Here is a 19682-nt window from a genome sequence, read left to right on the forward strand (position 1 = left end):
ACCTAGGTGACCTGCATGCCTCGGGAGGGTAAAACCAAAGCATCACACCCTCGATCGAACGGACACACCAAGTGAGCAGCCTCCCCGGATCACGCCTGCCGGGCAGAACCTGGACCGTCCGTCTCACCGGACACCCCGACCACTCCGCCAGCGTCGCGTGCAGCACCACGGCCTGCCGCATGCCCCCGCGCTCCAAGGACGTCAACGCCCTGCGCAACTTCGCGCGCCAACACGTCCAGGCCCACGCCCGCTCCGCCACCCCCCGCCCCAACGCCACCTGCGCCTGCGGAGCGGCCGACTGCCGCCACCACACCGCCCGCACCACCTGCGCCGGCCGAACCCTGCTGATCCTCATCCACAACCGCGCCGTCGGCGACGTATGGACCCTCACCGAGGTCTGCCAGTCCTGCGCCCCGCACATCGTCAACGCCACCGTCCTACCGGGCCCCGCCACCGTCCCCGGCGCCCCCGCCCCCACAGCCACCAAGCCCGCCGTACCCGCCCCCGTTCAAGCCACCTTCTCCTCCCCCCAGCCAACCGACGCCGACGAAGTCCGCGCCGCCCGCCGCGGCCAGCGCCCACCCCGCGCCCGCCGAGGCCAAGGCGCCCCCCGCCGCAGCGGCCGCTGACACCGAGGGCGCAGGGGGGCGTGGACGCGGGGAGACGAGAACGCGGGAGCGCGTCAGCGACCCGGGGGTGCGGTACCTGCGGCGCCTGCGGTACTTGCGGCGCCGCCCCGCCCCGCCCTCGGCGCCGAGTCGCCGGGGCGAGGCGCACGCGAACCGGGCTCCTCGCCGAACGTCAGAGCGCGGAGACCCAGTACCGGTCGAAGGTGAAACGGCCGTTGCCGCCGGCCCCGTCGCGAGTGCCGGTGGTCTCCCGCGCCAGGGTGTACCAGGCGTCCACGAAGTCGGCGTCGTCGGTCCAGAAGGACGACGGGAGCGCGTCCACGACGGGATCGACCAGCGGAATGTACGCGCCGAGGTCGGCGATCGTCAGCAGCGCGGCGGCGAGGGCCTTGGCCAGCGCCGAGTAGTTGGTGTCACCGTCGTCCTCCAACATGACGACGTCGGCCAGGTTGTACTTGTACAGCGACCAGTTCACCAGGATCTGGTTGGGGTAGTACGTGGTCTCCGCGTCGTTGAGGTACGGGTGGGTCACCGTGTCGACGCGGACCTTGCCGTCGAGACCGAACCCGCTGACGATGCTGAAGATCTCGGCGTCGCCCTTGATCCAGGTCTCCATGTCGTCTTTGAGGCGGACCGAAGTGATCCGGGAGGTCCAGAATCCGGTACTCGCTGTAGCCGCCGGAGCGGAAGGAGCGGCGGCCGTGGCGGAAGGCGTGGCGGCCGTCGTGACTCCGGCGCCGGCGAGACCCCGCTCCAGAACCTTCAGACCCGCCCGGACGGCCTTCTCCCCATCGATGTCGATGACGTAGACCGGCACGTCGGGGGCCACGGACGCGTCCAGCGTGTGCGCCACGCCGTGCGTGTCGTAGGCCGTGACGGCCGTGGCCTCGTCGTCGGACGGGGCGACGGCGACCAACGGGGCGCGGCGGGAGTCTCCGGCCGCCCCGGCCAGGGTCACGGTGAGCAGGCCGCCCGTGTCGGCGGCCAGCCCCTTCGCCGCGAGCACCGAGCGATCCGCAGCGGCGACGTCGGCGGCGAGGGATGCGGCGGCCCTGGTGTGGGACCTCTCGGCAAGGGCTCTCAGCCCGCTCACACCTCCGCCCTCGACGGCCCGTCGGGCCTCACCTCGCCAGGCGGAGTCGGCGAGCGAACGGGCCAGCGAGCGGGCGGCCGCGTCCTCGGCGGCGGCCACCGGCGACACCTTCGCCGCGCTGTCGCGCTCGGGCGTCGCCGCGGCCGGGCCGGGGGCGGCGGCGACCACGAGACCGCTGAGCGCAAGGCCACATAAGGCCGTACGAAGCTGCTTTCTGATGACAGAGACGACAGACAAGACATCCTCCAACGGAAGTCGGGCCATGCCCCGGGGTGCCGGGGCGCGCCGTGTGCACCGGCCTCGGGTGTGCGGCCGGAGCGGTGGTGCCGTGGTGGAGCGCGACCATGATGGGGCATGACCTGTCTACGCGTATAGACCGCACCAACTGCGCCTTGGTGGAAGGAGATTGGGCCGGCGGGGGTAGAGCAGTGGCAGCGGTGGACGGCTCGGGCCTCGTGTCGTACGGCGGTGCAGCGGACGCAGGCCCGCTGTCAGTTGCCGAAGGCCGTGAGGGCCAGGCGTTGGGCCACCGCGGGGACGCCGTCGACGGGGCCGGACGTGCCGACCGCGTACACGGCGCGGAGGCTCAGGTCCCGGGAGGCGAAGACGCCGCTTCGGTAGCCCGGGTCCGAGCCGGTCTTGCCCCACAGGAGTGTCCCGTCGGGCAGCGGGGTGGACATCAGCCCCACGCTGAAGCAGGCGGTGCCCTTGCCGGGGCCCGTGTCGCAGTGGGAGCCGTCCGCGTACGGCAGGGGCTTGCCGTCGGCGCCCTTCGGTATCGAGAACAGTTCGGCGAGCTGCGCCGGGCGCAGGAGCCGGCCGTCGAACAGGCCGGAGATGAACCGGTCCAGGTCCGCGGTCGTCGACACCATGCTGGCGGGCAGGCCGCCCTGCACGTTGACGTCGACCTGTTCGCCCCCGCTCCTCACCAGGTAACCGGGCAGGTAGGGCCGGGGCACGCGCGTGGCGCGGTTCGGCGCGGCGAGTCGGGTGTCCCGCATGTTCAGCGGTTCGAGGATGCGGGTGGTGGCCTCGTACTGGTACGGGTGCCCGGTGATCTCCTCGATCAGCTTCCCCGCGATGCGGTAGCCGAAGGAGTTGTACTCCTGCCGTGTGCCGGGCCTGAAGCGAGGCCCCGGGCCCGGCCGGTCCGAGGGGCGGAGCGTGTCCCGTATCACCTCGTCGAAGGTGACGTAGTCCCGTACCTGCTCGATCTCCTCGTCCGGCGGCGTGGCCGGCGCGCCCTCCAGATCCCGCGGCAGCCCGCTCGTGTGGTCGAGCAGCTGCCGCACACTGATCGGCTCCTTGAACCGGTCCTCCGGCAGCAGGCCCGGCAGGTAGTGCTGCACACTCTCATCCAGGTCGACACGGCCCTCCGCCGCCAGCTGCAGCAGGATCACCGCCTCCATCGGCTTGGTGACGCTGCCGATCCTGAAGTGTGCTCGTGGTGAGACGTCCCGGCCACTCACCACGTCACCAGCCGCACCCCGCCATACCTCCCCGTTCTTGTGCACCTCCGCCACCACGCCGGCCGCGCTGTCACCAGGGCGCGGCGCGATCGCCGCGCTCAGCGCGACCCGGTCCAGTCCCGACCTCGACCCGTCGGAGGCGGCTTGGGCGGGCGCGACGGCACCCAAGGCGAGCGCGGCCGACAGGGCAAGGACCGAAGTGCGGCGCATGGAAGGACTCCACCTCTCGAAGCGGTGATCATGTGTACTTCCACTCTGTCCACCCGGCCCGTCCCTGACGACGGGGATCACCCCGGTCCGACCCTGACTTGTCCCTGACCGCTCATCAGGGATGGCCGCAGTCACAGTCGTGGCCGCCATGCACGGCTGCGGGCGTCCGTGGCCACCGCCGTGGCAGGATGGCCTCATGTCGAACCGAAAGGGCGATGCCGCGTAGGCGCCCCAAGGCCGTCCGCGCAGAACGGTGGCGGCCACGATGGCAGTGTCAGGTTCTGAGGGTTCGCGGTGTCTCGGCGCGGACGCGTGCGGCGATCCGCCGGGTCGAAGACGAGGAGATGTGGCCCAACGCGGTCGCTCACGCGCTGTCCCGCTTCGAGTGGACCTTCAAGCAGCCCGGCCGCTACCTGAACGCGTCCGAGGCCTGCTCGCCCGGCATCGAGGTGGAAGACGCCCGCGACGATCTGGAGCGTGTGATGCTGCGCCTTCCTCCCGCAGCCAAACGGGACTTGGGCCGACTGATCACGCGCATCGACGTGGAGTTCGAACGCCGCACCCTGCCGGAGCCCAACTACCTCACGTGGGCCATGGACGGCTGGTGGTGGACCAGAGCGCGTGAACGCTGACGGCCCGGAGGCCCGGAGGCCCGGAGACCCGGAGGCTCCGCGGTGGGGTGCGAGCGGGCGTCGACGTCACGTCAGGACGACGCACCCCAGCCGGTCCAGCTCGGTGAGGACCGGAAGCGACGGATCGACCTCGTTCCACCGCAGATCCAGCTTCTCCAGCGACGGCATCAGCGCGAGCCAGTCGGGCAGCCGGTGGAGGTGGTTGCTCCGCAGGTCGATCTGACGCAGTCGGGGGAGTGTGGCGAGCGACTCCGGCACCTCGGTCAGGGAGTTCTCGCGCAGGTCCAGGTGACGCAGCTCGTGCAGTTCGGCCACGGACGACGGCAGGTGCTCGATCGCGTTTCCCCGCAGCCACAGTTCACGCAGACGGCGGAGCCGGCCGATGGAGTCCGGCAGGGTGGTGAGCCGGTTGTGCTGTGCCCTGAACTCGATGAGGCCGCTCAGCTCGCCGAGGGTCTTGGGGAGGGTGGTGATGAGGTTCTCGCCGACGTTGAGGTACCGCAGGCGGGTCAGGTTTCCCAGCGAGTCGGGGAGCCGCGTCAGCTGGTTGTCGTGGAGGTAGAGGCAGTCGCTGAGCGCGGTCAGCCGGCCCAGCTCTTCGGGCACGGCCGTCAGCGCGTTATGGCCGAGATCCAGGGTCTTCAGATTCTGGAGCCGCTCGACGCCCGACGGGAGGTTCGTGAGCCCGTTGTCCGCGAGGATCAGCACCTCGAGCTCGGTCTGTCGCCAAACCGACTCAGGCACCTCTCCGATGCCTTGGCGCCACAGGTTGAGCGTGTGCCTCACGGCCGTGTTCCCTTCGTCAGCAGTCCGGCTTCCGGTTCCGGTTCCGATTCTCGTCCGGGAGCCACTTCGCAACGGTGGATCATGCTTGATGGGTGGAGTGGGGGCATGGGCTCCGGCGTGGCTCGTTCCTATGGGGGTTGTGGTGGTGGTGAGTGAGCTGGTGCGGGCTGAACTGCGACGGGTGGATTGGGCCTCGTTGAAGTGTGGCTGCGGCGATTCCGCTGAGCATGTGCCCCTGATGATCGAGGCGATCATCGGGGCGGAGACACCCCGGGACATGATCGGGTACACCCTCGACGATCACGTCGAGGGCGGCATGGTCATCTTCGAGTGCACGCCGCCCGCGGTCGGCGTGATCATGGCGGCCCTGGCGGGCGATCTCTCGTCGATGGCCCGGGACGAGCTGATGCAGACGCTGATGTTCGTGGCCGCGGGTTGTGGCGACTACGGGCTGGGAACAGAAGGGGCTGTTCTGAGCGACAGGTGCAGGGATCACGCTCAGCGGGGGCTCTGGAGGCTTCTCCACATGGGGCTCACGGGTACGGCGGAAGACGCCGAGACGGTGGCCGACATCTGTGAGTTCTTCCAGTTGGGCGGTGACCAAGCTGCCTACTACCAGGCCGACCTGCGAGAGCGGGTGCGCGCGAAGAGCAAGCGTGGGCGAGGTGCCTGAGGCCGTACAGGTCAGGGGGTGGTGGCCGTGCGTGGATCAGGCTGACAGGCGGGTGAGGGCCAGGGAGTGGGCGTGGGTGAGGGAGTCGGGGGCGGGGCAGGGGACGTCGGGGTGGACGCCGGTGCCTTCCCAGTTGGTGGCGGAGGTGGGGTTGACGGCGCGGCCGACGGGGATGGTGGCTTCGAGGTGGGGGTGGAGGGTCCAGCCGTGGCAGGGGTGGGCGCCGCCGCGGGTGGTTTCGCCGACGATGACGGCGCGGCCGAGCTGCTGGAGGTCGTACGCGAGCTCCTCGGCGGCGGAGAAGGTGCTGCTGCTGGTGAGGACGTACAGCGGCTTGGTGCCGCCGAAGCGGGCGCCGGGGACGTGGGGGAGGCTCCAGGACTGTTCGCTGGGGCGGCCGTCGCGCCAGTGCATGGTGTTGAGGTGGGTGCGTTCGTCCAGGAGGTAGCTGCAGACGAAGGCGACCGTGTTCGGGTCGCCGCCGCGGTTGGCGCGGAGGTCCACGATGAGGGCCTGGGCGCGGGAGGCCAGGGTGAGCGCGGCGGTCAGCGGTTCGGCGGCCCAGTCCAGCGGAAACAGCATCGGGGCGAGTTCCACCACGGCGACGCCTCCGTCGAGCAGCTGCACCAGGGGCGCGCCGCCCAGCGACGTGTCGAAGTCGCGGCGTATGGATTCCAGGGTGGCCGCGCCCTGCCCGGGGGACACGGGTTCGGCGTGGTGCTTGAGCCGCAGGTGCCGGTCGTCGTTGACGGACTGGAGGTCCGTGGTGACAAGGCGGGCGAGCTCTTCGGCGTCGTCGACGTCGTACGCGCCTTCGGCGAGCCGCCGGCGCAGGAGGCCGGCGAGCTGCTCGGCTACGTCCGGGAAGACGTAGTGCTCGGTCAGGAGCCGGGTGGTCTCGTCGATGACAGGGGCGGGCGAAAGCTTCGTTGAAGTAGTCACGGAAGGGAGTAGAGCATTGCCTTGCGGAAGCGTCAAAGACTTTAGACACTTTCGGTATGCGTGATCAGCCTTCCTACCCGCCACCCCCCGAGGACGTCCTGGAGATCGGGGCCCCCGAGCAGTTCGCGGCACTCGCCCACCCGCTTCGCCAGCGGCTGCTCTTCGCCCTGGGGCAGCAGCCCGCCACCACCAGCCGGCTCGCCGCGCAGCTCGACGCGAAGAAGGGCAACGTCGCCCACCACCTCAAGGTGCTCCGCGAAGCCGGGCTGATCCACATCGCCGAGACCCGCCAGGTCCGCGGCGGCACCGAGCAGTACTTCCAGCGCACCGCCCGCCACATGGTCGTCGCCGAACCCCAACCGGCCGGCACCGCCGCCATGCTCGCCGCGGTCGCCCACGAGCTGGGCCGCTCTCCCGCCGAGACCCAACTGACACTGCGCCACCTGCGTCTCACCCCCGCGAAGGCGAGACAACTCGGCCGGACCCTCGCCCAACTCGTCGACGAAGCCGAGGAGGACGCGCCGGATCAGCCCGTCCACGGCGTGCTGGTAGCGCTCTATCAGCAGGCTCTGCCTGCGGGCAGCAGCGATCCCGCTTAGGTCTGTGACGCCGAATGACACCTGATAGCAGGCCGTGCCGCTGAGCGGCATAGTGACCCCGTGGATGCGAAAGACCAGGTCATCGTCGCCCTGGGGTGCGACGACCGCCGACCGCGTGCGGCTATCACCGCAGCCGGTACGGGCGCCGCCCGGCCCCGGTTAGGGGCGCCAGGCGTGGGTACTCGCGCCTAGACCGAAGCTTCGCAGGTCGGGAGGTGAGCACGATGGTGCACGCCACGATCGAGGTGGATGCGCCGCTGCGTGAGGTCTACGACCAGTGGACGCAGTTCGAGGAGTTTCCCCGCTTCATGGACGGTGTCGAGGAGGTTCGTCAGCTCGACGACCGGCATTGCCACTGGCGGACTGTGATCGCCGGAGTGACCAGGGAGTTCGACACGGAGATCGTCGACCAGCTGCCCGACGAGCGCGTCGCGTGGCGCACGGTCGGCGGAGATGTGCGGCACATGGGGGTGGTCACCTTCGAACGGAAGGACGACAGCCATACCCGGGTGAACCTGGCCATGGACATCGAGCCCCAGGGCCTGGTCGACAAGGCCGGAGCGGCCATCGGCATGGCCGACAGTCGCGTCGAAGGGGACCTGTACCGGTTCAAGCAGTTCATGGAGGACCGCGAGCGCGCGACCGGCGGCTGGCGCGGCCGGCTCAGGCCGGCGGAGAGCGACTCCACGCCGGAGCCCTGACGGGGCCCTGGACACCCCGGAGCCCAGCCTCACCACGCCGTGGACCGGTCCACGCGCGCGCGACCGACCCCCTACCTACGGAACAGGCGTGATGGGCGGATGAGGCGGTGAACAGCGGTGAACGCGTTCGAACTGGTGGACCTCTACCTGCACGCGGAGGAGCTGGGGTGTCTGTCCGTGCCCCTGTGGGGCAGCGAGGAAGGGGAGGACGCGGAGCCGCTGGAGCTCCCCGAGGGCACGGTGATCAGCGTCGGGCTCGTCTTCCGGCTCGGCCGGGACATCGACGGACTGCACTTCGAAGAGACGCGGTCGCGCGACGGAACGGTGCTGTCCACCGTGCGAACCGCGCTCGGTGGCTTCCGGGCCGGTGGCCCCTACGAGGTACGGCTCCCCGCCGAGCGGCTGCCACTGGGCCGGGCGCAGTGCGGGGTGTACGTGGTGACGAGCCGTTTCGCCGACGGTGCGGGCCGCGAATTGCGGTCGCTGCGCCGCCGGATGCGTCTGGTGCCCCAGCCGTCCTTGGATCCCGCGACGGGCTGAGCAGCCGATCACCACCCCAGTGGCGTAGCGGGCCCGGAATCCGACTGCCGCCAATTCGCGGGGCGCGGTGTGAGGGGAGGTAGCGTTCGGCGCGATGGCGCAGGCGGCGAGACCGCCGCGACGGAAGGACCTGATCCTGGATTCCCAGCTCGCGGAGGCGCTGTCCGCGGTCCTGCTCGTGCTCGTACTGGCCTGTGCCGTCATCCGCCCCTTCGGCTGGCCGGAAGCGGTCGTGGCCGTCCCCGCCGCGGTGCTGGTGATCGCCACCGGGGCGGTCTCGCTCGACGGGGCGCTGGCGGAGGCGGAACGGCTGGGGCCGGTGATCGGATTCCTCGCGGCCGTACTGGTGCTGGCTCAGCTCTGCGACGACGAGGGGCTGTTCAAGGCATGCGGGGCGTGGATGGCGCGTACGGCGGCGGGCCGGCCGCGCCGGCTGCTCGCCCAGGTGTTCGTGGCCGCGTCGGTGATCACGGCCGTGCTCAGCCTGGACGCCACGGTGGTGCTGCTCACGCCGGTCGTGTTCGCCACCGCCGCCCGTATCGGCGCTCGCCCCAAACCGCACGTGTACGCCTGCACCCACCTCTCGAACACGGCCTCCTTGCTGCTGCCGGTCTCCAACCTGACCAATCTGCTGGCCTTCGCGGCGAGCGGTCTCAGCTTCACCCGGTTCGCCGCGCTGATGGCCCTGCCGTGGGCGGTGGCGATCGGCGTCGAGTACCTGGTCTTCCGGCGCTTCTTCGGCACCGACCTGGACGCCGGAGCGCGGGCGCCCGCGGAGACCGGGCGGGCGGAGCTGCCGCTCTTCGCCCTCGTCACCGTGGGCTGCACGCTCGCCGGCTTCGTACTGGCCTCGGCCGTCGGCATCGACCCGGCGTGGGCCGCCTTCGCGGGCGCGCTGGCCCTGGCCGTGCGGGCCCTGATCCGGCGCCGCACCACGCCGAGGGCGCTGGTCCGCGCTGCCTCCGTGCCGTTCCTCGCCTTCGTCCTGGCCCTCGGGATCGTGGTCCTCGCGGTGGTGGACAACGGACTCGACGAGGCGCTGGGGCACCTGATCCCCGAAGGTACGGGCCTGCCGGCGCTGTTCGGCCTCGCCGCCCTGGCCGCCGTTCTCGCGAACGTCATCAACAACCTGCCCGCCGTTCTGGTGCTGCTGCCGCTCACCGCCCCGTCGGGACCCGGTGCCGTTCTCGCCGTCCTGCTCGGGGTCAACATCGGCCCCAACCTCACCTACGCCGGATCGCTCGCCACCCTGCTGTGGCGTCGGATCGTCCACGCACACGACGGCGAGGTGGAGCTGAAGGAGTTCACCCGGCTCGGCGTGTACGCCGTACCCGCGAGCCTGGTCGCCGCCGTACTGGCACTGTGGCTCTCGCTGACCGTCATCGGAGGAGGCTGATCCCATGACCGTGGTCGTCTGGGTCGTCGAGGGCACCTGGCCCGCGTGTGTGGACGCCGCCCGCGCCCACGCCCCGGCGGGCGCCGACGTCGTCCTGCTGCACGTCGCCCCGGCCGACGTCCCCGGCGCGGCGCACGGAGCCTTCGCCGGACTCCTCGGTCGCGGCCACCCCGAGAGGGACCCCGGCACACGCATGGAACACCTCGCCGCCGCCTCCGGGCAGCGACTGCTCCAGGAAGCCGCCGACCGCCTGGGCCGCCCCTGCACCCGGACCGAGCGCACGGGGCGCGTCGAGCGCGAGGTCGTCGCCGCCGCCGAGGGGTGCGAGCTGCTGATCCTGGCCAGGGACGGCGACCGCGCCCACCTCGGACCGCACAGTCTCGGCCCCGCCGCTCGTTTCGTCGTCGACCACGCCCCCTGCCCGGTGCTGCTCGTCTGGCCCGAGGCGCCGCCCGGGCTGCCGACCCTGCCGCCGCCTCCTCCGCACCACGCCGCCTGACGGGCGACGAGGAGCGGGTGGGCGGCGACCGGACCCGGACGGGCGGCGACCGGGACTGGACGGGCGGCGACGGGACCCGGACGGGCGGCGACCGGGCCTGGACTACGTCAGGCAGGGACGGTGCTCAGCGGTTGAAGGTCAGCCGCGGTGCCGCGTTGCGGGCGAGGGAGTGGGCCTGGTCGGACCACCAGGCGCCGGCGGGCGGGTCGACGATGCCGTACTCGGGGTCGATCGTGCCGCCGGTGTTGCGGGTGCAGCTGCCGTCGGATTCGCCGGGGATCTTGATCCACAGGTAGGCGTCGACGAGCGGGACGCCGGTGTCGGCGGTCGGGCGCGGGCCGAGGCCACGGCCGGGCGCGTTGCACCAGATCTCCGGGTCGCCGGTGTACTTCCCGGGCTCCGGGGTCCAGGCGCCGAGACCGTTGCGGCTGGTGTCGATGACGAAGTGGTGCAGGGTGTCGTTCGCCGGGCTGCCCACGCTCTGGTCGAACCAGGCGTCGGTCCAGCGCCAGGTGGCGGGGTCGGCGGAGTCGACGGCGTTGCCCGGAGCGCCGTCGTTGGGCGCGGCGGACGAGTAGTACTGGGTGGCGCACCAGTCGGTGTGGCCGCGGGCGTAGTCGGGCCCTTCGGTGGCGTACCACATGCACTTGGCTATCCAGGTGCCGTAGCGCGCGTTGTGTTCGGTGGGGTGGGTGTTGGACACGTTGAGGGAGAAGCCGTCGCTGTCCTGGACGCCGGCGTCGAGCAGCCGCCGCGCCATGTCGCCGACGGGCCGCCACAGGACGTTGCCCGCGTCGAGGTAGACCGCGGTGCGGGCCTTGGACTTGATGGTCCTGACGGCGTACGCGAGGTCGGCGACGCGGGTCGCCGTGAGCTCTCCGGTCGGGTCCACGTCGGGCCCGCAGTCGCTCGGGAGGAGCGCCAGGCCGTCGGGCTCGACCACGACGACGGCCTTGCTGTCGCCGATGCCGGCGGCGAAGGCGTCGATCCACTGCCGGTAGGCGGCGGAGGAGGGGGCACCGCCGCTGGAGTACTGCGAGCAGTCGCGACCCGGGACGTTGTACGCGACGAGCACGGGGATGCGGTTGACCACGCGGGCCTCGCGGACCAGGCGCTTGACCTTGGTACGGACCTCGGCGGGGGTGCCCTCGGTGAACCATTCGGCCTGGGGCCAGCTCGCGAGCTTGGCCATGTTGACGGCGTTGGCGAGGTCGCCGTTCTTGAGGTCGGCGAGTGCCTGCCCTGCGGCCTTGCTGTGCGGGTCCACGTAGAACTTCGTGGTCGGTGTGAGCGGTCCGGCGGCGGGTGCGGCCTGCGCCTGCCCTTGCGTCGCGGTGAGGGCGGCACAGGCCGCGAGTGCCGCGAGGGCGGCGGTCGCGCGGCGCCTGAGGGCGTGTGGCTTCATGAGGGCTCCTGATCGGAGGGAGGGAGGTCGGAGGGACGGAGAGACAGACGGGCGGAGGGACGGTGGGTCGGCGGTGGGGGAGGGCTGGTGGTGTGCCTGTGGCCCGGGCGCGGGGCGGCGGAATCCGGGCCACAGGAGTCGGATGTCAGTCGGACGTCAGTAGCCGTAGATCATCTTGTAGGCGACCTCGGGGAGGAACTGGCCGGCCGTGGAACCGGCCCCGACGCCGCAGTTGCCGTCGGACTCGCCGGGGGCCTTGATCCACAGCAGCATCTCGGCTCCGCCGCCCAGCTGGGTGGGCGTGCCGATGCGGCGGCCGGCCGCGTTGCACCACTCGCCGTTGGTGCCGTTGCCGTTGCGGCTGGTGTCGACGACGAAGGGCTTGGTGTAGCCGTAGCGGGCGGCCAGTTCGCCGTTGACGGCGTTGCCGTAGGCCGTGTTCTGGGCGGTGGTGAAGTAGTTCGAGATGTTGAGGGAGAAGCCGTGCGCCTGGCGGAGCCCGGCCTCGTGCAGGCGCTGGGCCATCGTCGCCGCGCTCACCCAGCCGGGGTTGCCGGCGTCGAGGTACACCCAGGTGTTGGGGGCCTGGCGGTTGAACTCCGTCAGGGCCCCGCTGATCATGCCCTTGCGCTCGCTGATCTGGGTCTGGGTCAGGCAGCCGTAGTCCGCGAGGGAGTCCGGTTCGAGGACGACCACGGCGGGGCGGCCGGCGATGCCGCCGGCGAACTGGGCGATCCACGTCGCGTACGCGGACGGGGAGGAGGCGCCGCCCCCGGAGTGCCCGCCGCAGGTGTCGCGGTTGTAGATGTTGTACGCGACCAGGATGGGCAGCTTGTCCCGGGAGTCCGCGGCCCCGACGTAGGCGCCCGTCGCCGTGCCGATGGTGCCGCTCCAGGCGCCGAACCAGCGGGCCATGGGGGTGTTGGCGAGGGACGCGTTGATCGCGGGGGCCCGGCCGTCACCGGGGTTGGCGGCGGCCCACTTCTTGGCGCTGGAGTCCGGGTCCGCGTAGAACCCGCTGGTCATGGTGGTGGGGTCCGCCGCGTGAGCGGACGGTGCGACGGCGAGCGCCAGCGGCAGCGCGGAGAGGGCTGCGACGAGGTTGCGGATTCTGCGGCGCATGACGGTACCTCGGTTTCCTGACGGCGGATGCGTCGCGCGGTCTCGTCCCGAGCGTGCGACGCGGTGAGGAACTGCGGTGGTACGAGGTCCCCTCGTGTGACGGCGCACCGAGGGACATCGGCACACTTCGGACGCAACATAGCCTTTGGGAGCGCTCCCACTGGAAGCGGTCCCAAGTGGCGATCATTGAGGCCGAGGTGTGTCCGTATCGTGTGGTGAGCCGATCGTCAGTGTCAAGTGACGGAACTTAACCAGCACTTCACAGGATGAGAGGAAAGGTTTACAGTCCTCCGACTGGAAGCGCTCCCAGTCTTCCAAGTGTTCGTACGGAGATCAGGAAGGCGGATCATGGCGCAAGCTGTGCCGCACCGGCAGTCGACCCTCGACGAGGTGGCCGAACTGGCCGGCGTCTCGCGGTCGGTGGCCTCACGTGTGCTCAACAACGCCCCGCACGTCAGCCGTGCCAAACGGGAAGCCGTCGAACGGGCCGTCCACCAACTCGGATACGTACCGAACCCGACCGCCCGCGCCCTGGCGACCCGTCAGACCGGCGCGGCCGCCCTGGTCGTCTCCGGAGAAGACCCCTCGATCTTCGCGGACCCCTTCTTCGCCCAGGTGATCGTGGGAGCCTCGGCCGCCCTGGAAGACGCCGACCTGCACCTGATGCTGTGTCTGGCCGCCTCCGACCGTGGACGCCGGCGCGTGGAACAGCTTCTCCGGTCGAAGGGCGCCGACGGGGTCATGCTGATGGCGCTGCGCGAGGACGATCCCCTGGCCCGCATGGCCGAAGAGGCGGAGATTCCCGTGGTGTTCGGCGGCCGCCCGGTCGGCCTTGACCCGCGGTGGTACGTGGACGTCGACAACCTCGGAGGAGCACGCGCGGCGACCGAGTACCTGATATCGCTCGGCCGGACCAGGATCGCGACGATCACCGGCCGGCTGGACACCGAGGTGGGGCGCACCCGTCACCGCGGCTACCAGGACGCCATGCTGGCGGCCGGCCTTCCCCCGTACCCACCGGAAGCCGGTGACTTCACCGAGCCGAGCGGCGCGGCCGCCATGGCCGCGCTGCTGGCGCGGCACCCGGACCTGGACGGAGTCTTCGCCGCAAGCGACAACATGGGCGCCGGAGCGCTGCGCACGCTGCGCGAAACCGGCCGCCGCGCACCGGCCGACGTCGCCGTCGTCGGCTTCGACGACCTGGCCGTGGCCCGGATCGCCGATCCGCCGCTGACCACGGTGCACCAGCCCATAGAAGCTCTCGGCCGCGAGATGGCGCGCATGCTCGTCGCGCTCATCAACGGGCAGACCCCGACCCCGTTGATCCTCCCCACGCGTCTGGTCGCCCGCGCCAGCGCCTGACGGGCCGTACCCCGACCTGACGTGACCTGCGCCGATCCGGCCGGGCCTTCGGTCGGTGGTTTGCTGTGCGCCCGCCCCCGATCGAGGCCGCGCACCTGTGAATAACCGCCCTCCGCAGCCACCTTGACAGACCGTCAAGGCGACGGCAGGGTTTCGACGCCAGTATTTGGGAGCGCTCCCAATTCGGGAAGACGCCCCAAGCGCGAGGCCTCGCCCCGGCCTTCGAAGGCCCCCCACGCCGACCGCCCGTGAGGCGACCTGTCGACGTCGCACCCCACGCCACCCCACTCCACTGCACCCCGCCACCACCCCACCGCACCCCACCCCCGCCCCACCTCACTCCCACCGCACCCCACCCCCGCTCACGCTTCAAGGAGATCCCATGTCCCGTACGTCCGTGCCCCGCGCCCGCATCCGCTCCGCCGTACTCGCCTCCGCGGCGGCGGCGCTCGCCCTCGGTCTCGCCGGCTGCTCGGCCGCCGGGGAGGGCTCCGTCTCCGCCGACGGGAAGGTCACGCTCACCGTCGGCACCTTCGGGACCTTCGGCTACAAGGAGGCTGGTCTGTACGACGCGTACATGAAGCAGCACCCCGAGATCACGATCAAGGAGAACCCGACGACCGTCGAGGGCAACTACTGGACCGCCCTGCAGACGCGCCTGTCCGGTGGCGGGCTCGACGACATCCAGGCCCTGGAGGTGGGCCGTATATCGCTGGCCACTTCCGAGGAGCTCTCCGACGCGTTCGCCGACCTGTCCCAGGCCCCCGGTGTCGACAAGAAGGCGTATCTGCCCTGGAAGTGGGACCAGGCCACGACGGCCGACGGCAGGACGATCGGCCTGGGCACCGACGTGGGTCCGATGGCCATCTGCTATCGCCAGGACCTGTTCAAGGCGGCGGGGCTGCCCTCCGACCCCGAGTCGGTGGGCAAGCTGTGGGCGGGGGACTGGGCGAAGTTCGTCGAGACGGGCAAGCGGTACCAGGCCAAGGCGCCCAAGGGCACCTACTTCATGGACAGTGCCACCGGACTGTTCAACGCCGTCGTGTCCAGCAGCACCGTCCAGTACTACAAGGACGGCAAGCTCGCCTACAAGGAGTCGCCCAGCGTCAGGACCGCCTGGGACCTGGCCGTCAAGGCGGTGCAGGGCAAGACCAGCCAGGGTCTGAAGATGTTCGACACTCCCTGGCAGACCGCGTTCTCGAAGTCCACGTTCGCCACCACCGTCTGTCCGTCTTGGCAGCAGGCGAACATCCAGCAGTTCTCGGGCCCTGGCAACAAGGGCAAGTGGAACATCGCCCAGCCTCCGGCCGCCGGTAACTGGGGCGGATCCTTCCTGTCGGTCCCGGCCTCCGGCAAGCACGTCGACGAGGCCAAGAAGCTGGCCGCCTGGCTCACCGCGCCCGAGCAGCAGGCGAAGGTGTTCCAGAAGGTGGGCAACATCCCGGCCAACCAGGCGGCCTACGACCTGCCGGGCGTCGTCGACTACAAGAACGCCTACATCGGCCCCGACGCCGCCACCGGGAAGATCTTCTCCACCGCCGCCCAGGCCATCCAGCCCGCCGAGACCGGGCCGCACGCGCAGGACCTGACCGGGGCGTTCGGCACCGGCGTCCAGCTGATGGAGCAGAACGGCAAGAGCCCGGAGGAGGCGTGGAACTCCACGGTGCGCCAGATCGACAGCACCATCCAGTAGAGCTCCCCGCTTCCCCCACCTCTCCCGGCCGCCGTCGTCCGTCGCGCGGGGAGGGGGCGGCCGGCCACCGGGGAGCCGGCCGCCCCACCCCCCTCGTACCGATTCGACCGGCCGTGACCACCGAAGGAACCGCCCGTGGCCTCCACGACCGCACCCAGCCGCAACGGCCCCGCAGGCCGGCAGTCCACCCAGCCGCCACCGAACCGCCCCTCCGGCCCCTCGGCCTGGCGCAGCCGCCTGCACCGCTGGGACACCAAGGGCACGCCGTACGCCCTCGTCGCCCCCTTCTTCCTCGTCTTCGCCGCCTTCGGGCTCTTCCCGCTGCTGTACACGGGATGGCTGTCCTTCCACCGGGTGAGCCTGTACAACGTCGACCGCGCCGAATGGGTCGGCCTGCGCAACTACACGGACCTGTTCACCGGCCAGGTCAGCCACTACTTCTGGAACGCGCTCCTCAACACCTTCACCCTCGGGGTCCTGTCCACCGTCCCCCAGCTGCTGATGGCACTGGGCCTTGCCCACCTGCTCAACTACCGGCTGCGTGCCCGCGGGTTCCTGCGTACGGCGCTCCTCGCCCCGTACGCGACCTCCGTCGCCGCCGCGACCCTCCTCTTCGCCCTCATCTTCAGCCCCGAGGGCGGCATGGCCAACTGGCTGCTCGGCCTGTTCGGCGCCGGGCCCGTGCACTGGGAGGCCGGCCGGTGGAGCTCGCAGTTCGCGATCTCCGTGATCGTCACCTGGCGCTGGACCGGCTACAACGCCCTGATCTACCTCGCCGCCATGCAGGCCGTGCCGCGCGAACTGTACGAGGCCGCCGCGCTGGACGGTGCCAACCGCTGGCAGCAGTTCCTGCACGTCACGGTGCCCGCCCTGCGGCCCACGATCCTCTTCACGGTGATCGTCTCGACCATCGGAGCCACCCAACTCTTCGGCGAGCCCTACCTGTTCGGCGGGCAGAGCGGTCACCAGGGCGGCACGGACCACCAGTACGAGACCCTCGGCATCCTCATGTACGACCAGGGCTTCCACTCCAGCATGCTCGGGCGCGCCAGCGCGGTCGCCTGGATCATGTTCGGCCTGCTGCTGCTCATCGGGCTCGTCAACGCGCTGATCACCCGCCGCCTGCGCGCCTCACAGTGACGTGGAGTACCACATGACCACCACCACCTCCTCCGTATCCGACCGTCCCCGCCGGACGGCTGCGCGACCTTCCGCCCGCGCCGGCAAGGCCGGCGGCCAGCACCGGGCCGGGCGGCTCGCCCAGCTTGTCCTGGGCCTCGCGGCCCTGGTCTCGCTGTTCCCGCTGTACTGGACGCTGGTCGCCGCGTCCACCGACAGCCACGCGGTCGTCTCCAGCCCGCCGCCGATGCTGCCGGGCGGCAGGCTCTTCGAGAACCTGACCTACGTGTGGCGGAACGCGGGCGGGCGTGGCATGGGTGTCGCCCTGCTCAACTCCACGCTCGTCGCCGGCGCGGTCACCGTCAGCACGGTGACCTTCTCCGTGCTCGCGGGCTTCGCCTTCGCCAAACTCCGCTTCCGCGGGAAGAAGGTGATGCTCGGCCTGGTCCTGTCCACCCTCGCCGTGCCCGCCCAGCTCAGCGTCGTACCCCTGTTCATCCTGACCAAGTACCTGGGGCTCGGGAACCATCTGGGGGCGCTGATCCTCCCCGTCCTGGTCACCGCCTTCGGCGTCTTCTTCATGCGGCAGTTCCTCTCCCAGGCGCTGCCTACCGAGCTCCTGGAAGCCGCCCGGGTCGACGGGGCCAACTCGCTGCGCGTGATCTGGCACGTCGTCTTTCCGGTGGCGCGCCCGGCGATGGCGGTCCTGGGCATGCTCACGTTCGTGCAGTCCTGGAACGACTTCCTGTGGCCGATCATCGTCATGAACGGTTCCACGAACCCGACCGTCCAGGTCGCCCTCGCCGGACTGGGAACCGGCTGGTCCACCGACTGGTCCGTCATCACCGCGGGAGCGCTCGTCGGCACCCTGCCGCTCCTCCTGATCTTCGCCCTCTTCGGCCGCCACATCGTCGGCGGCATCACCCAGGGCGCCGTCAAGGGCTGACCCACGCCCGCCCTCCTCGTCCACACCCATCGCGAAAGGGAGACTCCACCATGTCCGCGACCCCCCTCACCGCTCCTGCCACCGCCGCCGTCGACCGGCTGCGGTTCCCGCCCGGCTTCCTGTGGGGCGCCGCCACCGCCGCGTACCAGATCGAGGGCGCCGTCGCCGAGGACGGCCGTGCCCCTTCCATCTGGGACACCTTCTCCCACACGCCGGGCAAGGTCGCGGGCGGCGACACCGGCGACATCGCCTGCGACCACTACCGCCGCTACCGCACCGACGTGACCCTGATGTCCCACCTCGGGCTCCAGGCGTACCGGTTCTCGCTGGCCTGGCCGCGCATCCAGCCCGGCGGGCGCGGACCCGTCAACGCGGCGGGCCTCGACTTCTACAGCCGGCTCGTCGACGAACTCCTCGACGCCGGCGTCCAGCCCGTCGCCACCCTGTACCACTGGGACCTTCCGCAGGCGCTGGAGGACGAAGGGGGCTGGACGGTACGCGAGACCGCCGAGCGCTTCGGGGAGTACGCGGCCCTGGCCGCCGACGTCCTGGGGGACCGGGTCGCCCTGTGGACCACCCTCAACGAGCCCTGGTGCTCGGCCTTCCTCGGCTACGGCTCCGGCGTCCACGCGCCCGGACGCACCGACCCCGCCCTCGCCCTGCGCGCGGCACACCACCTCAACCTCGGCCACGGCCGCGCCACCGCCGCCCTGCGCGCGGCCCTGCCCTCCCATGCGCGGATCGCGGTCTCCCTCAACCTGCACCACGTCCGGCCGCTCACCCAGGACCCGGCCGACCTCGACGCGGCCCGCCGGATCGACGCCGTCGCCAACCGCGTCTTCACCGGCCCGATGCTCTCCGGCGGCTACCCGGAAGACCTCCTGGCCGATACGGCTCACGTCGTCGACTGGGACGCGCTCGTGAAGCCCGGCGACGAGGCCGCCATCGGTGCCCCCATCGACGTCCTCGGCATCAACTACTACACCCCCGCGCTCGTCTCGGCGCCCACCGGGGGAGGGCCCGCGGGCGACCACGCGCACGGCGAGAGCGACCACTCGCCGTGGCCCGGCTCCGAGCACGTCCAGTTCCACCTGCCGCCGGGCGACACCACCGGCATGGGCTGGACCATCGACCCCAGCGGCCTCTACGACCTCCTGATGGCCACGTCCCGCGCCCACCCCGGCCTCGCGCTCGCGGTCACCGAGAACGGCGCGGCCTTCCCGGACGTCCGCTCGGCGGACGGACAGTTCCACGACGTCGAGCGGATCGACTACATCCGCCGCCACCTCGCGGCCGTCCACCGGGCCATCGCCGACGGTGCCGACGTGCGGGGCTACTTCCTCTGGTCCCTGCTCGACAACTTCGAGTGGGCCTACGGATACGAGAAGCGCTTCGGCGCCGTCCACGTCGACTACACCACCCAGTTGCGGACCCCGAAGCGCAGCGCCCGCTGGTACGCGCGGGCCATCGCCGCGAACGCGATCCCGGGGGCGTGACTTCCGGATAGGGATCCTCCGACTGTTCGAGATCTCGGGCGCTGTTCGAAACAGTGCCGCGAAGATACGGAGCGAGGCGTGACGGTGTCAACGCCGTCCGGTGCGTGGGGCCTTCAGGGCGCGATGCTCCCCGAAGATCGCTGTTAACGCTCACAATCCATCGGGCGTCACGCTGGCCTCTGGCTCGCCTAGGCGTGTCAAGAACGAGTAACAGCGGTACGAGCTCTTGAGTTACAGCGCTGTTAGCGCTCACAATGTGTCGCGTTCGCCAGCTGACCGGGCGACGAGGCCGACGCTTCGTTCTGCCTCCGCCCGGTTCGACCACCGCTGCGCGGCCATCCCTTCGCCGGGCCCATCTCCTTGAGGGCTC

The 19682-nt window shown here is 71.0% G+C and carries 19 protein-coding genes; 13 read left to right on the forward strand and 6 right to left on the reverse strand.

The window, feature by feature from the left end; genetic code table 11:
• Positions 1-71: 71 nt before the first annotated feature.
• On the forward strand, positions 72-629 hold the full coding sequence (locus ACZ7G1_RS04680; RefSeq protein ID WP_470875255.1) for a hypothetical protein: 558 nt from the start codon (positions 72-74) through the stop codon (positions 627-629).
• A gap of 172 nt (positions 630-801) precedes the next feature.
• On the opposite strand, the gene ACZ7G1_RS04685 is transcribed toward ACZ7G1_RS04680, so the two are convergent.
• Both ACZ7G1_RS04685 and ACZ7G1_RS04690 read right to left on the reverse strand, forming a co-directional pair.
• Positions 802-1959, reverse strand: coding sequence for a DUF3103 family protein (locus ACZ7G1_RS04685; RefSeq protein ID WP_470875253.1), 1158 nt, complete (start codon positions 1957-1959; stop codon positions 802-804).
• Between the two features lie 254 nt (positions 1960-2213).
• Positions 2214-3401: a serine hydrolase domain-containing protein gene (locus ACZ7G1_RS04690; RefSeq protein WP_470875251.1), complete on the reverse strand. Its 1188-nt coding sequence runs from the start codon at positions 3399-3401 to the stop codon at positions 2214-2216.
• Between the two features lie 344 nt (positions 3402-3745).
• Here ACZ7G1_RS04690 and ACZ7G1_RS04695 point away from each other — a divergent pair, with 344 nt between their 5' ends.
• Positions 3746-4033, forward strand: a complete 288-nt coding sequence (locus ACZ7G1_RS04695) for a hypothetical protein (RefSeq protein ID WP_470875249.1) — start codon at positions 3746-3748, stop codon at positions 4031-4033.
• Positions 4034-4099: 66 nt separating this feature from the next.
• Here the strand turns inward: ACZ7G1_RS04695 and ACZ7G1_RS04700 are convergent, their stop codons facing one another.
• The gene (locus tag ACZ7G1_RS04700) at positions 4100-4777 is read right to left on the reverse strand and encodes a leucine-rich repeat domain-containing protein (protein ID WP_470875247.1); all 678 of its coding nucleotides are present in this window, start codon (positions 4775-4777) and stop codon (positions 4100-4102) included.
• Between the two features lie 280 nt (positions 4778-5057).
• On the opposite strand from ACZ7G1_RS04700, the gene ACZ7G1_RS04705 reads away from it, so the two are divergent.
• Positions 5058-5492, forward strand: a complete 435-nt coding sequence (locus ACZ7G1_RS04705) for a hypothetical protein (protein ID WP_470875245.1) — start codon at positions 5058-5060, stop codon at positions 5490-5492.
• Positions 5493-5528: 36 nt separating this feature from the next.
• Here the strand turns inward: ACZ7G1_RS04705 and ACZ7G1_RS04710 are convergent, their stop codons facing one another.
• Positions 5529-6434 carry a S41 family peptidase gene (locus ACZ7G1_RS04710; protein ID WP_470875243.1) on the reverse strand — a complete coding sequence of 302 codons (906 nt, stop codon included), beginning with the start codon at positions 6432-6434 and terminating at the stop codon, positions 5529-5531.
• Between the two features lie 56 nt (positions 6435-6490).
• Between ACZ7G1_RS04710 and ACZ7G1_RS04715 the strand changes: the two genes are divergently transcribed.
• From ACZ7G1_RS04715 to ACZ7G1_RS04735, 5 genes are all read left to right on the forward strand, one after another.
• A complete protein-coding gene (locus ACZ7G1_RS04715; protein ID WP_470875241.1) occupies positions 6491-7033 on the forward strand; it encodes an ArsR/SmtB family transcription factor in 543 nt (180 codons plus the stop codon).
• 224 nt (positions 7034-7257) lie between these two features.
• Positions 7258-7734, forward strand: coding sequence for an SRPBCC family protein (locus ACZ7G1_RS04720; RefSeq protein ID WP_470875239.1), 477 nt, complete (start codon positions 7258-7260; stop codon positions 7732-7734).
• 117 nt (positions 7735-7851) lie between these two features.
• Positions 7852-8274, forward strand: a complete 423-nt coding sequence (locus ACZ7G1_RS04725) for a hypothetical protein (protein WP_470875238.1) — start codon at positions 7852-7854, stop codon at positions 8272-8274.
• Between the two features lie 94 nt (positions 8275-8368).
• Positions 8369-9670 carry an SLC13 family permease gene (locus ACZ7G1_RS04730; protein ID WP_470875237.1) on the forward strand — a complete coding sequence of 434 codons (1302 nt, stop codon included), beginning with the start codon at positions 8369-8371 and terminating at the stop codon, positions 9668-9670.
• 4 nt (positions 9671-9674) lie between these two features.
• The gene (locus ACZ7G1_RS04735) at positions 9675-10169 is read left to right on the forward strand and encodes a universal stress protein (protein WP_470875235.1); all 495 of its coding nucleotides are present in this window, start codon (positions 9675-9677) and stop codon (positions 10167-10169) included.
• A 124-nt stretch (positions 10170-10293) separates the two neighbouring features.
• Here ACZ7G1_RS04735 and ACZ7G1_RS04740 read toward each other — a convergent pair whose 3' ends face one another.
• Both ACZ7G1_RS04740 and ACZ7G1_RS04745 read right to left on the reverse strand, forming a co-directional pair.
• Positions 10294-11574, reverse strand: coding sequence for a glycoside hydrolase family 6 protein (locus ACZ7G1_RS04740; RefSeq protein WP_470875234.1), 1281 nt, complete (start codon positions 11572-11574; stop codon positions 10294-10296).
• A 156-nt stretch (positions 11575-11730) separates the two neighbouring features.
• Positions 11731-12696 (reverse strand): glycoside hydrolase family 6 protein, encoded by a 966-nt coding sequence (locus tag ACZ7G1_RS04745; RefSeq protein WP_470875232.1) that lies wholly within the window; start codon positions 12694-12696, stop codon positions 11731-11733.
• 348 nt (positions 12697-13044) lie between these two features.
• On the opposite strand from ACZ7G1_RS04745, the gene ACZ7G1_RS04750 reads away from it, so the two are divergent.
• The 5 genes from ACZ7G1_RS04750 to ACZ7G1_RS04770 all read left to right on the forward strand — a co-directional run bounded on the left by ACZ7G1_RS04750 (position 13045) and on the right by ACZ7G1_RS04770 (position 19312).
• A complete protein-coding gene (locus ACZ7G1_RS04750; RefSeq protein ID WP_470875230.1) occupies positions 13045-14058 on the forward strand; it encodes a LacI family DNA-binding transcriptional regulator in 1014 nt (337 codons plus the stop codon).
• A gap of 382 nt (positions 14059-14440) precedes the next feature.
• Positions 14441-15751 (forward strand): ABC transporter substrate-binding protein, encoded by a 1311-nt coding sequence (locus tag ACZ7G1_RS04755; RefSeq protein ID WP_470875228.1) that lies wholly within the window; start codon positions 14441-14443, stop codon positions 15749-15751.
• Between the two features lie 135 nt (positions 15752-15886).
• The gene (locus tag ACZ7G1_RS04760; RefSeq protein ID WP_470875226.1) at positions 15887-16891 is read left to right on the forward strand and encodes a carbohydrate ABC transporter permease; all 1005 of its coding nucleotides are present in this window, start codon (positions 15887-15889) and stop codon (positions 16889-16891) included.
• Positions 16892-16904: 13 nt separating this feature from the next.
• Positions 16905-17816: a carbohydrate ABC transporter permease gene (locus ACZ7G1_RS04765; RefSeq protein WP_470875225.1), complete on the forward strand. Its 912-nt coding sequence runs from the start codon at positions 16905-16907 to the stop codon at positions 17814-17816.
• A 50-nt stretch (positions 17817-17866) separates the two neighbouring features.
• A complete protein-coding gene (locus ACZ7G1_RS04770) occupies positions 17867-19312 on the forward strand; it encodes a GH1 family beta-glucosidase (RefSeq protein WP_470875223.1) in 1446 nt (481 codons plus the stop codon).
• Positions 19313-19682 lie beyond the last annotated feature (370 nt).

It is taken from the genome of Streptomyces sp. NPDC037273, assembly GCF_055603625.1.

Bases quoted from the DNA above. Each gene is read 5' to 3' on its own strand.
- ACZ7G1_RS04690 (WP_470875251.1), bottom strand. From the start codon at position 3,401: ATGCGCCGCACTTCGGTCCTTGCCCTGTCGGCCGCGCTCGCCTTGGGT.
- ACZ7G1_RS04755 (WP_470875228.1), top strand. From the start codon at position 14,441: ATGTCCCGTACGTCCGTGCCCCGCGCCCGCATCCGCTCCGCCGTACTC.
- ACZ7G1_RS04765 (WP_470875225.1), top strand. From the start codon at position 16,905: ATGACCACCACCACCTCCTCCGTATCCGACCGTCCCCGCCGGACGGCT.
- ACZ7G1_RS04715 (WP_470875241.1), top strand. From the start codon at position 6,491: ATGCGTGATCAGCCTTCCTACCCGCCACCCCCCGAGGACGTCCTGGAG.
- ACZ7G1_RS04745 (WP_470875232.1), bottom strand. From the start codon at position 12,696: ATGCGCCGCAGAATCCGCAACCTCGTCGCAGCCCTCTCCGCGCTGCCG.
- ACZ7G1_RS04735 (WP_470875235.1), top strand. From the start codon at position 9,675: ATGACCGTGGTCGTCTGGGTCGTCGAGGGCACCTGGCCCGCGTGTGTG.
- ACZ7G1_RS04720 (WP_470875239.1), top strand. From the start codon at position 7,258: ATGGTGCACGCCACGATCGAGGTGGATGCGCCGCTGCGTGAGGTCTAC.
- ACZ7G1_RS04740 (WP_470875234.1), bottom strand. From the start codon at position 11,574: ATGAAGCCACACGCCCTCAGGCGCCGCGCGACCGCCGCCCTCGCGGCA.
- ACZ7G1_RS04770 (WP_470875223.1), top strand. From the start codon at position 17,867: ATGTCCGCGACCCCCCTCACCGCTCCTGCCACCGCCGCCGTCGACCGG.
- ACZ7G1_RS04730 (WP_470875237.1), top strand. From the start codon at position 8,369: ATGGCGCAGGCGGCGAGACCGCCGCGACGGAAGGACCTGATCCTGGAT.
- ACZ7G1_RS04750 (WP_470875230.1), top strand. From the start codon at position 13,045: ATGGCGCAAGCTGTGCCGCACCGGCAGTCGACCCTCGACGAGGTGGCC.
- ACZ7G1_RS04705 (WP_470875245.1), top strand. From the start codon at position 5,058: ATGATCGAGGCGATCATCGGGGCGGAGACACCCCGGGACATGATCGGG.
- ACZ7G1_RS04695 (WP_470875249.1), top strand. From the start codon at position 3,746: ATGTGGCCCAACGCGGTCGCTCACGCGCTGTCCCGCTTCGAGTGGACC.